The following is a 13,932-nucleotide window of genomic DNA, read 5'->3' as shown; positions in this document are numbered from 1 at the left end:
AGCCCTGACTACTACTAGCCAGGGCTTTGTCAGGCACTAATTAAGCGTTTCCAGAAGCGCAACCACTCATCAGGAAATCTCGCTGAGCACTTCCGGAATGGTCATTTTCACATAGCGCCCAGGGGCCGGTTCAATGACGTCAAGCTTGCCCTGCCCCGGCTGTCTTGCCGGTACCATTTCCTTCACATCGGCATAGCCATTTTGCGTCATCCAGTCCTGCCAGTGCGGCCACCAGGAGCCTTCATTGTATGTGGCGTTTTCCAGCCACGTCTCATGGCTTTCGGGCAGCGTGTCATTACTCCAGTAACCATACTTGTTCTTTTGGGGAGGATTAACAACCCCGGCAATATGTCCGGAGCCGCCCAGCACAAAGGTCACAGGTCCCTTGGGCAGCAGCGCACCATAGTACGTGCTGTTCCACTTGGCGATATGATCCTCTTTGGTCGATACAAAGTAGCTAGGCGTTGACACCTTGCGCAGGTCAATCTTCACACCATCAAGCTCAATACCGCCAGGCTCTACCAAACGATTCTCAAGATACATATGGCGCAGGTACCAGGCATGGGTACCTGCAGGCAAGTTGGTGCCGTCGGTATTCCAGTGAAGCAGGTCGAAAGCCGAAGGCATTTCGCCCTTCAGATAATTGTTGATGTAAAACGACCAGAAAAGATCGTTTTCGCGCAGCAGGTTAAAGGTATACGCCATGGAGCGACCATCCAGGTAACCTTTGAGCTGCATGGTTTGCTCAAGCCCTTGAAGGACGGCCTCATTCAGAAATACGCCGATATCGCCAGGGTCCCGAAAATCCTGTAGCGTGGCCATATAGGTGACCGATTTGACCCTATCCGCTTGTCGCGTACCGGCCAGGTAGCCAACGGTCGAAGCTGTCAGCGTACCACCCACACAGTAGCTCACCAGATTGACCGACTTTTCTCCACAGGCGCGCTCGATGGCATCCATGGCACTAATCGGCCCCATCTGCATATAGTCAGCCCAGGTAACATCATGCTGCTCGGGACCTGGATTGAGCCATGAGATCAAAAACACCGTATGACCTTGATCAAGCATCCATTTGACCATGGAATTGTCTTGGCGCAGGTCAAGAATGTAGTACTTGTTAATCCACGGCGGCACGATCAGAAGCGGCGTCTTGAAGGTTTTTTCTGTGCTTGGCGCATACTGGATAAGCTGCATCAGCTCGTTTTCATATACAACCGCGCCGGGGGTAACGGCAATGTTTTCGCCGATGTCAAAGGCATTGCGCTCGGTCATGCACACGTTGATGCCTTCGGCGGAGTTTTCAAGATCTTCACGCAGCCGAGCCAGCCCTTCAACCAGGTTCTGCCCGCGGGTTTCAAGCGTGCGCCGCATGACTTCAGGGTTGGTAGACAAAAAGTTGGTAGGCGCCATGGCGCTCACTATCTGGCGGGCATAAAACGCCAGATTGCGCTGCTGAGTGCTGTCCATGCCGTCAAGGCTTTCAACCAGTTCTTCCACCATCTGCGAAAACAGCAGGTACTGCTGCATGATCGACGCATAGTGGGGGTCTTGCGTCCAGGCCTCGTCTTTAAAACGCCGATCACTTTTAGAAGGCGTAATCAAAGGGGCAACCTGCTCACCCGCCAGGGCGCGCATACTTTGCTGCCATAAAAGCCACTGGTCCTGCAGCAGACGCGTCTGGGTTTGCCACAGCAGGGCCGGATTCTTCATCAAGGCCTGGGCGCCCGCCTCAAAGCTTTTGCGCATATCTTCATGAATTGAGCCCGCAGCTTCAGTAGGTACCATACGCGCCAGCAGGTCCTGCATCAGCCCCTGATACTGGTCGCCAACCTCTTTAAGCTGGGCATTCCAGGCCTGCATGTCTTCATACGACATGGAAGCCGACGACGTTTCCCATGCTGACTGCATACTTGTTCCCCTCACGCTTAGCGCTGCACAGGCCTAGCGTATCATCAAGACAATAAGCAAACGGCGCCCGAAGGCGCCGCGAACAGGCTGCCAGGTTACTTGCGGGAAGAGTTGCTGGAAGCGGCGCCAGGCTGCTCGCCCTTGGCAGCAGAGGTCGCCTGATCTGCCATCTGCTGGCCAGCATCGCTAAATAGCTTCTCCATTTCGGTCTTGAACTGCAGGCTCATCTCACCCATGGTGCGCGCATCTTCCTGCATCTGCTGAGAAAGCTCGTTCATCATCTCGGCCTGCTGGGCGCCGAAATCACGCAGGCTTTCCGCATCCTGAACGGCGGTTGCACTGCGAATGCGCTCGGTACCCATCTGGCTATAGCGTTTCATGGCCTCTAGTTGATACTGGGTCATCTTTTCCATGTTATTGAGCATCAACGAATTAAGCTTTCGCATGGGCTCAAACATCTGGCGGGTCTGGGCGTTAAAGGCGTCCATCATCTTGTCTTGCATGGTGTCTGCTCCTCTGTCGATTCCAAAAATAAGCCACCAACGGCTCATAAGAACGTGATTTGCTGCACTGCAAAAAAGAGTAATCCTTGGCCTACTGGTTTGCAATAACACTTGATGCAACGTTACTCACCAGGCACTTGCTTACCGACCAATTCACGAACGCACCGTGCGCTCTTACTCCGCCTTTCCTTTACTACTACGTGAGCGGGAAGACGCTGCCGTCTTGGAAGCCGTCTCTCCATCGGGTGTACTGCCTGTTGCAGGCTCGCTTTCACTTACGTTGCTGCTCGCCTTGCCAGTACCAGCATTACCTGCCTGGCGCAACATATCCAGCATCATCTGCTGATAGGTACCGAAGTTTGCCAACCCTTGCGAAAGCCCCTGCTGCATCATGGGCTGCTGCAAGAAGGGCTGCATCAGGCTCATGGGATCATAGCCGTCGACGCCCGTCTCCATCTGGCGCTGAATATTTTCCAGCAGGCTCTGCTGAAACGCTTCAATGTCGGGCAGACCCAACGCTTGGCGAAATTCATTCGGGGTCAGATCAAACTCAACGTTAATCTTCATGGGCAGCTCCTCAACCGTCTTTTTTGAGTGTAGCAGCGTTATGCGAAATGTAGCGGGCTTTAACGCTGCCTGGCCTGCGCCAACGCTATGCTTGCACCAAGCGCGGCGTATCAACACTCACGTCACCATTTTGCCCACGGTTGCGAAGCCAGTGGTCAAGCAGGGTAATCGCCATCATGGCCTCGGCAATGGGCGTTGCGCGAATACCCACGCACGGGTCGTGGCGCCCTTTGGTAATCACTTCGACCGACTCCCCGTGGACATCGATGGAGCGCCCGGGCGTGGTAATGCTCGAGGTGGGCTTTAACGCCAGCCTGGCCACAATGGGTTGCCCGCTGGAAATACCGCCCAGCACACCACCGGCGTGGTTGGAGAGAAAGCCATCCGGGGTCATCTCATCGCGATGTTCGCTACCGCGCTGGGCGACCGAGCCAAAGCCTGCGCCAATTTCGATGCCTTTTACCGCATTAATGCTCATTAACCCGTGCGCCAGTTCAGCATCCAAACGGTCGAATACTGGCTCACCCAGCCCGACTGGCACGCCTTCGGCAACCACAGTAATTTCTGCACCCACGGAATCCTGGTCGCGACGCAGCTGATCCATATAGGTCTCAAGCTCGGCCACCTTGGCAGGGTCCGGGCAGAAAAAGGCGTTCTGCTCGACGGCTTCCCACTCTTTGAATTCGATCTTGATGGGGCCAAGCTGGCTCATGTAGCCGCGGATCTGTATACCCTGGGCGGCCAGATACTTCTTGGCAATCGCACCTGCCGCCACACGCATGGCGGTTTCACGGGCGCTTGAACGACCACCGCCGCGGTAGTCGCGGTGACCATACTTGTGATGATAGGTGTAGTCCGCATGGGCGGGGCGGAACTGGTCCTTGATCTTTGAATAGTCTTTCGAGCGCTGGTCGGTATTTTCGATCAGCAGACCAATCGAGGTACCGGTGGTCTTGCCCTCGAAGACCCCAGAAAGGATACGCACCTGATCAGGCTCCTGGCGCTGCGTGGTATGCCGGGAGCTGCCGGGGCGACGGCGGTCCAGGTCACGCTGCAAATCCTCTTCGCAAAGCGGAAGCCCTGGCGGGCAGCCATCCACGATTGCACCCAGCGCAATTCCGTGGCTTTCCCCAAAGGTGGTCACGGTAAACAGTTTGCCAAAGCTATTGCCAGACATGGGCGTTAATTCCTCACGCAAAAGACGCCGCATGGGCGTCGAGTTCAGCGGCGCTCAAGACAAAGACGCCCTGGCCGCCACGCTCGAAGTCAAGCCACATGAAAGGCACGTCGGGAAACGCAGCTTCCACATGGCGGTCAGAATTGCCAACTTCCACAATCAACCAGCCTGTATCGGTCAAATGGCTGCGCGCCTCGCGCAGAATGCGCCGCACGATATCCAGTCCATCCTTGCCGGCACCCAGCGCCAGCGCAGGCTCATGGCGAAACTCGGCAGGCATGGTGGCCAGATCCCGCGCATCGACATAAGGCGGGTTGGAAACAATCAAATCAAAGCGCTGGCCTTCAAGCCCGTCAAAGACATCTGATGCCACTGCCCGCACCCGGTCGCCTACGTCGTGACGGGTGATATTTTCCCGAGCGACGGCCAGCGCATCCTGGCTGATATCGGCAAGCGTCACTTCGCAGGTAGGTAGATAAAGCCCGGTGGCAATACCGATACAGCCGGAGCCGGTGCACAGATCCAGCACGCTTTCCGGCGGCTCTTCAGGGAACCAGGCCGAAAACCCATCTTCAATCAGCTCAGCAATCGGCGAGCGCGGAATCAATACTCGTTCATCCACGTTAAAGGGGTGACCGGCAAAGAAGGCCTCGCCCAGCAGGTACGGCAACGGCTGACGCGTGTTAACACGCGCTCGCGCCAAGGCGATAATCCGCTGGCGCTCAACGGGTAAAAGCCGGGCCTCCAGCACGCCGGGGTCAACGTTCCAGGGCAGGTGAAGCGCGCCTAGACACAGCGCCACCGCTTCATCCCAGGCGGACTGCGTGCCGTGGCCATAGTGCAGCCCGGCTAGATAGAACTCGCTGGACACCCAGCGCAGATAGTCGCGTAGCGTAAAAAGATCGCTCACCAATGCCGTATCCGGCAACGAAAGGGTTGAGTGAGAGGTCTCGGCATTGAGGTGCGTGGTCACAGCGACTCCTGTTAAGCGAAAATCATCCGTACAGCCATAATACGGCTACACTCGTTTGATAAAGAAAAGATTGTACCTTTGACGCCGTCCGGTTCACAGCAGCGCTCAGCTCGCTATACTGTCGCCTCTTGCTAGTATTCTCACAGCCCCTTTTACTTTCCACCACTTGAGCCTGACATGACGCGACGCCGCCACCTGCCTAACGATGACGATATCAGCGCCTTTCGCCAGGCGCTGCAAGCTGCAGGCGTGCGCCGCATTGCAACCAATCAGGCGGACCCCGGCAAGCCCAAGCGCAACGCTGATGCCCATCAGGCGCGGCGCAACGCGGCGGTCGAAAGCAGCACTCCCCAGGCCAGCGGGCGCACATCTGATGGCCGAGTAGAGGCCGTGCGTCCTTCCGAGTACCTGGAATTTAGCGTGCCCGATTTACCCTGGCGCACCTTTAGTCAGTTAAAGCGCGGCCAAACGGAGTGGCAGGCGGGGCTAGACCTACACGGCTACACGCTGGAAGAGGCCCGCGCGGAGCTGGAAAGCTTTCTGCGTGACGCAGCAAGCCAAGGGCTGCGCTGCGTTCTGGTGGTTCACGGCAAGGCATGGGGCACAAATGCCGACTTCCCGGTGCTTAAAAGCCATACCAATACCTGGCTGCGCGAATGGCCGGGCGTGCTGGCGTTCTGCTCCGCGATTGATATCGATGGCGGCACTGGGGCTGTCTACATACTGCTGCGTAAGCGCGGAGCGTAGGCCAGCCTCTCAGACTACTCAGTGGCGTCCGAAGCGATGCCGGGCATACGCCGCTCAAGCGCTTCGTCGGCCAAGTGCCGCCCTAGCCGAATCAGGTCCTTGGCACGGTGAAACTCATGCGTACTGCACACCGTTTTGGGTATCTCGATCAGTACATCCGGCGGGTAGCCGGCAATCTTGTACTTCGCCAGCGCCGCCTGGGTGATATCGAACGACTCCAGAATCATGCCGAGCCGGCTCCATTCGCGCTTGCCGCGGGCCTCAGGCGTCTCCTCTTCACCGTCATCGTCCTCCCCGTTACCTCCGAGGCCGTCCCATAGCCGCTTGGTGGCTTCGCGCACATCGCTCATCCAGCCGCCCATGTTGGCGTCGCGTTCACGCTCCAAGGCCGTGCGGCTATCATTCTCTTCGCGCTCTTTGGGCAGCAACTCTTCCAGCGACACCGGTTGCGGGCTATGCGCCGTCACGTTAACGGCAATCACCAGGTCGGCATCGTGCGCCGCGACGATCGGCATGATCGGCAAGGGGTTGAGCAGCCCGCCATCGACCAGCATCTGATCGCCCATGCTGACCGGGGTAATCACACCTGGGATGGCGATAGAGGCACGGATGGCGCGCAGCAGCGAGCCGCTTTGAAACCATACCTCGCGCTGGCGAACCAAATCAGTGGCAACGGTAGTGACGGGTATCGGCAAATCTTCAATCAGTACATCGCCCACCAGCGCTTCCAGCTTGTTCATTATCTTATTGGCGCGCATGGCACCCATGGGGCTCCAAGTCACGTCGACAAGCCTTAACACATCCAGGTAGTCCAGGTTACACACCCACTCGCGGTACTCGGGTAGCTTTCCCGACGCGTAGATACCGCCAATCAGCGCGCCCATGGAACACCCGGAAATGGAAACAATCTCGAAGCCACGCGCCTCTAACGCCTCAATCACACCGATATGGGCGTAGCCACGCGCCCCGCCGCTGCCCAGTACCAGAGCGACTTTTTTGCCACTGCTCATGTGCGTCAGTTGAGTCATATTTGTCCTTGTTTTTCTAGACTTATCGCCAATTTACCATTACCTGCCTGCCACCTTGCGCCAGTGAGCGGCCACCTTATCTGCCACGGCAATGGAACCTCTGGGTTCCAGATGCAGGTGATGCCCGCCGGGCAGCACGTGGCGCGTAAGCTCGTTAACCGCCTGACGCGCCTGCCCGGCCCACTCGCGCTCGCCTAAAATCCCCCGATCACCTTCAATCAACAGTACCGGCGCCTGAATACAGGCAAGCTGAGCTAATACCTGTTCGGGCGTTAACCGCACCAGAGAAGGCTTCAGCAGCCGGGTGTCGGTACGCATCTGCACATGGCCATCGGCGGTGGCTTCGGTGTTGCGCTCGACAAGCGGCGTGGCTGTGATGCTATCCAGCGCCGTGACCCCGCCCGCTACCCGTGCGGCGACGGCGCGTTCAATATCCGGGTAGCGCGGCGGCCGTGACAGCGGCCGTCGATAAGCAATCAGCCCTTTACGCAGCTGGTTAGCGGTTTCGTCAGCCGGGGTATTGAGTGCGCCCAGCCCGTCAATCAGGGTTAGTCGGGCAACCCGCTCCGGCAGGGCAGCGGCCAGCAAACAGGCTACCGCCGCCCCCATGGAGTGGCCTAACAGCGAAGCCTGTTCAATACCCAGTTCGTCCATGACATCCAGCACGTCATGGCAGTAATCCCAAAGCGCGTAGTCACTGCCTGCCGGCACGTGCCTCGAATGACCGTGGCCGCGAAAATCAATTCCCACAATGCGGACATCCAGGGCATCAGCCAGCAGTGGCGCCAGACGAGTAAAACTTGCGGCGTTGTCCAGCCAGCCGTGCAGGGCCAGCCACGTTGGTGCACCGGGGCGCCCCCAGCCAAGCGCCGCCAAACGTCCCTGGGCGAGTAAAAGCGATTGAGCGGCGCGAGGTGCGCGCATAGCGGTGGGTTCAGGCATGCGTTTTTTCCCTGACAAATATTGTTTTCCTGACAAATACTGTTTCCCTGACAAGTATCGTTTTCCTGGCAAAGCGGCCACTCTTGCCCCTTGTAAGAAGTGCAGGCTGAAATCCATAGATGACGGTATAAGCGACAAACGTTACCATGCCAAGCGCAATTCTTCTGCCGCTTTTCCCTTTCGATTGTTAATGGTGACTCTATGAAACCACGTCGCGATACGCGCGCCCGTAACCTTGTTTTTCTTATTGCTGTGGTGAGCGCCATCGTGGTGGGCCTGTGGCTAGCCCGCTAACCTAATTACGGTATAGGTTCGGCGCTTGCAATTTCCTCCTCCTGAATAAATACTGTATATACATACACATTAAATTCATTGAGGATGCCGACGATGTCGTTTCCGCCATCGCCCGTCGCGCCAGCCTTGCCGTTAACATTTCAGCCGCTGCCTTACTCCTCCCTGCAAGGCCGCGCTGGTTTTAGCGGCTTTCCATCGCCAGCGCAGGATTACGAGCCGCGCACGCTCGACCTTAATACGCGTTTGATCAAGAACCCGACCCAAACGTTTTATCTTACGGCGGCAGGCGACAGCATGGAGGGCTGGGGGATTTTCGAAGGCGATCTGTTGGTCGTTGACCGCAGCATCAAACCTCGCCTTGGCCACATTCTGGTCGCGATGCTAGAAGAAGAAGTGCTGATCAAACGCTACGCGCTTTATCGCGGCACCCCTCACCTCTGCTCGGCACATCCTCACTACCCGCCTCTTCCTCTGGAAAATACCGACTGTCAGCTATGGGGCGTGGTGCGTGCCGTTATCCACGAGTATCTGCGATGATCGGCCTGGTGGATGCCAACAACTTCTACGTCAGCTGTGAGCGTGTGTTTGACCCTTTCCTGGAAGGCAAACCCGTGGGTGTCATGTCGAACAACGACGGCTGTATCATCGCCCGCTCTGCCGAGATGAAAGCCATGGACATCCCTATGGGTATTCCGTCTTTCAAGCTCGAAAGCTTGCGCAAGCGTGGCGAAGTGTACTTAAAGTCATCCAACTACGAGCTGTATGGCGACATGTCGGCAAGGCTGTGCCAGCTTCTGCGCGATGCGTGTCCTGCGGTATCGCCCTACTCCATCGATGAAATGTTTATCTATCTGGAAGAATTCAGCGACAGGCAGTGCCAGATTCTGGGCGAGTGGCTACGTCGACGTATTCGTCGTCATTTAGGGCTGCCCGTATGCGTCGGATTCGCCCCCACCCACACCCTGGCCAAACTGGCCAACCACCTGGCCAAACAGTCGCCGAATTACCAGGGCGTGTGTCTGCTACAGGCACAAAGTGCCACGACGACGGCGCTGCTTAAACAAACGCCCGTGGGCAGTGTATGGGGTATTGGTCGCCGGTTAGCCGAGCGCCTCGCCGTCAACAAGATTTATACCGCCTGGGATTTGCACGAAGCCGACCTTCAGCAACTGCGTAAACGCTTTTCCGTGGTGCTGGCCCGTACCGCGCTGGAATTACGTGGCACGCCCTGCCTGCATATGAATGACCTAGATCAGCCGCGTCACCGCATCATGACCTCGCGATCGTTCGGTCAACCTACCGGGGTAAAGGAAGAAGTGCATAATGCCCTGCGCCGCCATGCCCAGCGCAGTGCGGAGAAACTTCGTCAGCAGCGCAGCCTGACGCGGGCGGTGATGATCTTTTTAAATACCAACCGCCATCGCCGCGACCAACCCCAGTATTATCCTCACGCCATGATTCCCTTATCAGCTCCCAGTGACGATACGCGAACGATTCTAGAAGCCGTGCGCCAAGGACTTGAGCAGATCTACCGACCGGGCTATCGGTTTATAAAGGCAGGAGTAATGCTGCTGGACCTTGTGGATGGCGAACAGCACCAGCTCTCGTTACTGAGCCCACCACCGCGCAAGCGTCACTCTTACCTGATGGCCACGCTGGATGACATCAACCAGCGTATGGGGCAAGGCACCATCAGCTTTGGTATGACTAACGCCGAGGCTGCCTGGCAGCTGCGCTGCGCGCACCTTTCAAAGCGTTACACCACTCGTTGGGATGAACTTATGCAGGCCGGCACCCACCCAGGCGCCATCAAAGAGTGCGATTTACGCAAGCAGACGCTACCCTAGGGAGGACTTAAACAAAGGAAATATTGCTGCTATGCCATTGGAAAGGCCCGATAAAGAGTTCGCCCCCTCTCCAGACTTGGCGCAACGCTGGGCGCATCGCTATATCAGCCGCCTGCTGACGCGTAAGCCCTCTTTAAGTTCTCCCAACCCGCTTGCCATCAGGCGTATCAAACGCTGGACGATGGTATGGGCCGCCGTCGCCGGGATTATTTCCGGCTCGCTTATCGGCGGTGGCGAGTGGTGGATGAAAGCGATCGCCATTGATGGCTGGTCGGATATGAGCCTTGGCGAGCAGATGCCTTACTGGATCGCCTATTACGCGGCGGCAGGCGTGATTACCGCTTTCGAAATCGGGTTTCTGTACTGGAACTCACTGCGGGGTGTTACCCAGATCGTTCATCTGGCGGGCCTGGAATATTCACAGCGCGACGCGTTTGCCCCCTCTATGCAATTGACCGTTCACGGGATCGCCCGGATTGCGCTTGAATACCCAAGCTCCGGTAACACCATTTATGGCATTAACCCTCACGCCTATCTGCATGGTTGGAAGCTGACGGTTAAAGCCCTGCTTTACCGGTTAAAAATAAGTTTAAGCAGCTTTCTTCTGCGCGTAGTAATGCGCCGCCTGCTGGGGCGCCTTGCCCTACGCGGCTTTATTCCTATATTAATGGGGCCACTGTACGCCATCTGGAACGCCTGGATTGCCGCACGCGTGCTGCATCAGGCGCACCTGGTGGCTTATGGCCCGCCGCGGATCAACGCCTTGATGGAAGAGCTCAACGAGCTGCCGCTTGCCCAGCGCCAGCTGGTTGTGCAGGGAATTGGCGAGCTGATGATGCGCAACCGTCACCCGCACCCCAATCTGGTACTGCTGCTATCGCAGCTGCTGGCAACGCTGCCGGACAAACCCCAAAGCATCGATATCGATTGGCCCGAGACGCTCAGGCAGTATGCCAACCTTGAGCAGCAAGAACGCGCTGAGGTGTTGGAAAGCCTAACCCAGGCCGTCATTCTCAGCGGACCTTTTAAAGGGGCCAAGAGAGATTTCCTAAGGGAAGTGCATGCTCACTGCCAGACGCCGCTGCATGAACAATCCGTTGTTGTTCAGCAGCAGCGCTGGCTGTCAGGGGAAGAGACTAGCGTGTCGTTAGCGCCTTGCGCAGCCGCGGGCTAACCAGCTCGCCGGCAATTCCCATCAGTACAAGAATGCCTAGCAGCCACGGCCAGTGCTCTGAAAAGGTAACGGTATAAATACCTAATGCGTCGGCGAAAATAACCAAAATCCCCAAGGGACTGACGTAACGGACCATGGCAAGCCACAGCGCATATGGCAGTGGCGCCAAGCCAAGCTCATCGCGGAACGTCTCATTCTTGAGCACAAAACCTGCCAGCACAACGGTGCCCAAACCGCCCAATGGCATCATCCAGCGTGAGGTAATGTAATCCAGCCAATCAAAGAAGGTCTTGCCGGCCAACGTCCAGTCAGCGCCCACATTAAATGACAGCATGGCCGCAGTGCTGATCAACCAAAGCACAATACCTGTGCTCCATGCGGCCGAGCGGCGAGAGAACCCTTTGTTATCGCATAACCAGGAAACGGTGGCTTCGACCATCGAGATTGAAGACGTCAGCGCGGCCATGGAGAGCATCACGAAAAACAGAATTCCGAACAGCGTGCCCAGCGGCATGGCCTGGAAAGCCAACGGCAAACTCATGAAGATCAGCCCCGGGCCTTCGCCAGGGTTCATGCCGTTGGCAAAAATGACCGGAAAAATCGCCAGCCCCGCCATCAAGGCAACAGCGGTATCAGCAATTGCCACGCTGATAGACGTACGCCCAATAGAGGCACCTTTAGGCAGGTAACTGCCGTAGGTAAGAATGGCGCCCGAGGCAAGCGAGAGGGTAAAGAACGCATGGCCAAGTGCCGCCAGCATGCCTTCACTGGAAAGGCTGCCGGCATTGAAGGAGAACAAGAAGCGAACCGCGTCGCCAAAACCGCCAGAAAACATGCCGAAGACAATCAGCAAGAGCAGCATGATGACCAGGCCCGGCATCATCCAGCCGACGCTTTTCTCGATGCCTTCCTGAACGCCCTTGCCCACAATGACCATGGTGATCAATGTGACCAGGGTACTCCAGAAGCCCAGGTTAAGCGGGTTGGCGTTATTGGCCCCAAACACTGCGGCCATATCGTCAACGCTGGTACCCGCCAGGCCGCCGGTGAGCATCTTCCACAAATAAGAAAACGACCAGCCTGCCACTACCACGTAAAACGATAGAATCAAAAAGCCGCACAGCATGGCCATCCAGCCAAGCAGCGACCACGCCGACGAACGGCCTGACTCATTGACCACGCGACGAATCGCGTCGATGGGGCTGCCGCGCCCGCGCCGCCCGAAGGCGATCTCGCTCATCATCACCGGCACGCCCACGGCAAAAATACACGCCAGATAGACCAGCACAAAAGCGCCACCGCCATACTCGCCGGTGATATACGGGAATTTCCAGATATTGCCCAGCCCAACGGCGGAACCCGTTGCCGCTAGCACGAACCCCCAGCGGCCCAGCCACTGGATGCGAGGTTGCTCGGAAGACGCCATGACCATCCTTCTTGTTTGAAAAAGCGCTTATCCTAGAGGATTTCGCACCAAAAGCACAAAACTCTCGTTAACACTTTTATAAACTGCCGGAAACATGAGCCTAACGCGCAACCGAAAGCGCTTTTGCCTCGGCATCCAGGCGCTGAGCGGTGTGATCCACCTGGCGTAAATAGGCAAGCAGCACGGCACCGAGCAGCACAAAACCGCCAGCCAGCCAAAGGCCCACGGTATAGTGGCCCGAGGCTTCGGCCAGTACGCCGGTTAATGCGGGTGCAAAAATCTGCGCGGCACCATACGCCAGGGTCATCTGGCCCATTATCCGTGCCGGGCTTGCCGGGTAGAGCTTGCCCGCCATGGTGAGCACCAGGCTCACGCAGCCAAGAAAGGTGCCGCCATACAGCACGGCGCTCAGCATCACGACAGCGAGATTGGCGGTAATGGCAGGCAGCACAATTCCTACCACCTGAATGCTCATCGCGATGATCAAGGCCCCCAGGTAACCTACCCGCCGGGCGATGAGGTCCCACAGCATAACGGCCGGTGCGGCCGAAAGCCCCACCACGGCAAAGGTCCAGTTGCCCATTCCCGCCAGTAGCGGTTCGCGCTCCACGATGGTGACAATAAAGGTGGCGTTAATCACATAGCCGTAGCCAGCACAGAAATAAGCAGGCAACATCAAACGCATAAAGGTACGCGAAGGAGGAATGGCGGCAGGCAATTCAGTTCGGGCGCCAGCAATTGGTTTTACCGGACGCGGCAGCCAGCGCCAGGCGGGTATTAACAGCACCGCCCCCAGCAGGCCGAAAACCCACCACTGCGTCTGCCAGTCAAGCGCGCGGGAAAGCATGAACTCTACCGCTACGGCCGCCAGAACGATCCCCAGGCCAAGCCCGGCAAAATGAATGCCGAGCTCGCCGCGCTGCTGGTGCTGCATCAGCCAGTGAAGAATCAAGCCTGATGCCAGGAGCATGGCGGCGCTGCTGGAAAGGCCCGCAAAAAAACGCAGCCCCGCCCACAGCCAAAAGCTATCCGTCAAGGCCATGCCGACGGTGGTGAGCACGGCCAGCACCAGGCCAATGCGGTAAAGCGTATCCTTGATATAAATGCTGTGAATCAAGGCCGCCAGCACGGCACCCAGCATATAGCCTGCGTAGTTGAGCGCGGCAAGCCAGCCCCCGTCAGCATCGCCCATCCAGGTTTGCTGCTGCATGACCGGCAAAAGCGGCGTGTAGGCAAAGCGGGCGATCCCAATACACAGGAGTTGGCTGAAGACCCCGGCCAGTAAGACCTTGTAGCGCTGAACGCGTAGCGTGGCTTTGCTCATGCTCTCTCCTGTGGCACTTGCT

13 protein-coding genes are annotated in these 13,932 nt (G+C 57.4%); 4 read left to right on the top strand and 9 right to left on the bottom strand.

Annotated elements, in window-relative coordinates; all coding sequences use genetic code 11:
- Positions 1 to 69 precede the first annotated feature (69 nt).
- The 5 genes from phaC to prmB form a co-directional block, all read right to left on the bottom strand.
- Entirely contained in the window at positions 70 to 1,908 is a 1,839-nt protein-coding gene (gene phaC, locus ELY25_RS13980; protein ID WP_126951891.1) for a class I poly(R)-hydroxyalkanoic acid synthase, read from the bottom strand.
- A gap of 95 nt (positions 1,909 to 2,003) precedes the next feature.
- On the bottom strand, positions 2,004 to 2,411 hold the full coding sequence (locus tag ELY25_RS13975) for a phasin family protein (RefSeq protein WP_126951890.1): 408 nt from the start codon (positions 2,409 to 2,411) through the stop codon (positions 2,004 to 2,006).
- A 174-nt stretch (positions 2,412 to 2,585) separates the two neighbouring features.
- Positions 2,586 to 2,978 carry a hypothetical protein gene (locus ELY25_RS13970; protein WP_126951889.1) on the bottom strand — a complete coding sequence of 131 codons (393 nt, stop codon included), beginning with the start codon at positions 2,976 to 2,978 and terminating at the stop codon, positions 2,586 to 2,588.
- Positions 2,979 to 3,063: 85 nt separating this feature from the next.
- The gene (gene aroC, locus ELY25_RS13965; protein WP_126951888.1) at positions 3,064 to 4,155 is read right to left on the bottom strand and encodes a chorismate synthase; all 1,092 of its coding nucleotides are present in this window, start codon (positions 4,153 to 4,155) and stop codon (positions 3,064 to 3,066) included.
- Between the two features lie 13 nt (positions 4,156 to 4,168).
- On the bottom strand, positions 4,169 to 5,128 hold the full coding sequence (prmB, locus tag ELY25_RS13960) for a 50S ribosomal protein L3 N(5)-glutamine methyltransferase (RefSeq protein ID WP_126951887.1): 960 nt from the start codon (positions 5,126 to 5,128) through the stop codon (positions 4,169 to 4,171).
- Positions 5,129 to 5,305: 177 nt separating this feature from the next.
- Here prmB and ELY25_RS13955 point away from each other — a divergent pair, with 177 nt between their 5' ends.
- Positions 5,306 to 5,875 carry a Smr/MutS family protein gene (locus ELY25_RS13955; RefSeq protein ID WP_126951886.1) on the top strand — a complete coding sequence of 190 codons (570 nt, stop codon included), beginning with the start codon at positions 5,306 to 5,308 and terminating at the stop codon, positions 5,873 to 5,875.
- Positions 5,876 to 5,889: 14 nt separating this feature from the next.
- Here the strand turns inward: ELY25_RS13955 and ELY25_RS13950 are convergent, their stop codons facing one another.
- Positions 5,890 to 6,903, bottom strand: a complete 1,014-nt coding sequence (locus ELY25_RS13950) for a patatin-like phospholipase family protein (RefSeq protein ID WP_126951885.1) — start codon at positions 6,901 to 6,903, stop codon at positions 5,890 to 5,892.
- Positions 6,904 to 6,942: 39 nt separating this feature from the next.
- Positions 6,943 to 7,845 carry an alpha/beta fold hydrolase gene (locus ELY25_RS13945; RefSeq protein WP_126951884.1) on the bottom strand — a complete coding sequence of 301 codons (903 nt, stop codon included), beginning with the start codon at positions 7,843 to 7,845 and terminating at the stop codon, positions 6,943 to 6,945.
- A 387-nt stretch (positions 7,846 to 8,232) separates the two neighbouring features.
- Between ELY25_RS13945 and ELY25_RS13940 the strand changes: the two genes are divergently transcribed.
- Genes ELY25_RS13940 through ELY25_RS13930 form a run of 3 tightly spaced genes read left to right on the top strand, consistent with a single transcriptional unit; the run spans position 8,233 to position 11,160 of the window.
- A complete protein-coding gene (locus ELY25_RS13940) occupies positions 8,233 to 8,676 on the top strand; it encodes a LexA family protein (RefSeq protein ID WP_126951883.1) in 444 nt (147 codons plus the stop codon).
- The gene (locus ELY25_RS13935; RefSeq protein ID WP_126951882.1) at positions 8,673 to 9,986 is read left to right on the top strand and encodes a Y-family DNA polymerase; all 1,314 of its coding nucleotides are present in this window, start codon (positions 8,673 to 8,675) and stop codon (positions 9,984 to 9,986) included. The genes ELY25_RS13940 and ELY25_RS13935 overlap by 4 nt, the downstream gene beginning before the upstream one ends.
- Positions 9,987 to 10,017: 31 nt before the next feature.
- Positions 10,018 to 11,160, top strand: coding sequence for an LBF_2804 family protein (locus tag ELY25_RS13930; protein WP_126951881.1), 1,143 nt, complete (start codon positions 10,018 to 10,020; stop codon positions 11,158 to 11,160).
- Here the strand turns inward: ELY25_RS13930 and ELY25_RS13925 are convergent.
- Together ELY25_RS13925 and ELY25_RS13920 are read right to left on the bottom strand one after the other, a co-directional pair.
- Entirely contained in the window at positions 11,123 to 12,586 is a 1,464-nt protein-coding gene (locus tag ELY25_RS13925) for a sodium-dependent transporter (RefSeq protein WP_126951880.1), read from the bottom strand. The genes ELY25_RS13930 and ELY25_RS13925 overlap by 38 nt on opposite strands.
- Positions 12,587 to 12,686: 100 nt before the next feature.
- Entirely contained in the window at positions 12,687 to 13,910 is a 1,224-nt protein-coding gene (locus ELY25_RS13920) for a YbfB/YjiJ family MFS transporter (RefSeq protein ID WP_126951879.1), read from the bottom strand.
- Positions 13,911 to 13,932 lie beyond the last annotated feature (22 nt).

Source organism: Vreelandella populi (genome assembly GCF_003989825.1).
In the GTDB taxonomy this organism is placed as follows: Bacteria; Pseudomonadota; Gammaproteobacteria; order Pseudomonadales; family Halomonadaceae; genus Vreelandella; species Vreelandella populi.
The sequence above is the reverse complement of the archived record's forward strand: the minus strand, read 5'-3'. Positions and strand labels throughout refer to the sequence as shown.

Excerpts from the sequence above, each read along its gene's own strand:
- ELY25_RS13975 (WP_126951890.1), bottom strand. The coding sequence starts at position 2,411 with ATGCAAGACAAGATGATGGACGCCTTTAACGCCCAGACCCGCCAGATG.
- ELY25_RS13925 (WP_126951880.1), bottom strand. The coding sequence starts at position 12,586 with ATGGCGTCTTCCGAGCAACCTCGCATCCAGTGGCTGGGCCGCTGGGGG.
- ELY25_RS13955 (WP_126951886.1), top strand. The coding sequence starts at position 5,306 with ATGACGCGACGCCGCCACCTGCCTAACGATGACGATATCAGCGCCTTT.
- aroC (WP_126951888.1), bottom strand. The coding sequence starts at position 4,155 with ATGTCTGGCAATAGCTTTGGCAAACTGTTTACCGTGACCACCTTTGGG.
- ELY25_RS13930 (WP_126951881.1), top strand. The coding sequence starts at position 10,018 with ATGCCATTGGAAAGGCCCGATAAAGAGTTCGCCCCCTCTCCAGACTTG.
- ELY25_RS13920 (WP_126951879.1), bottom strand. The coding sequence starts at position 13,910 with ATGAGCAAAGCCACGCTACGCGTTCAGCGCTACAAGGTCTTACTGGCC.
- ELY25_RS13945 (WP_126951884.1), bottom strand. The coding sequence starts at position 7,845 with ATGCCTGAACCCACCGCTATGCGCGCACCTCGCGCCGCTCAATCGCTT.
- ELY25_RS13940 (WP_126951883.1), top strand. The coding sequence starts at position 8,233 with ATGTCGTTTCCGCCATCGCCCGTCGCGCCAGCCTTGCCGTTAACATTT.
- phaC (WP_126951891.1), bottom strand. The coding sequence starts at position 1,908 with ATGCAGTCAGCATGGGAAACGTCGTCGGCTTCCATGTCGTATGAAGAC.
- ELY25_RS13935 (WP_126951882.1), top strand. The coding sequence starts at position 8,673 with ATGATCGGCCTGGTGGATGCCAACAACTTCTACGTCAGCTGTGAGCGT.
- ELY25_RS13950 (WP_126951885.1), bottom strand. The coding sequence starts at position 6,903 with ATGACTCAACTGACGCACATGAGCAGTGGCAAAAAAGTCGCTCTGGTA.
- ELY25_RS13970 (WP_126951889.1), bottom strand. The coding sequence starts at position 2,978 with ATGAAGATTAACGTTGAGTTTGATCTGACCCCGAATGAATTTCGCCAA.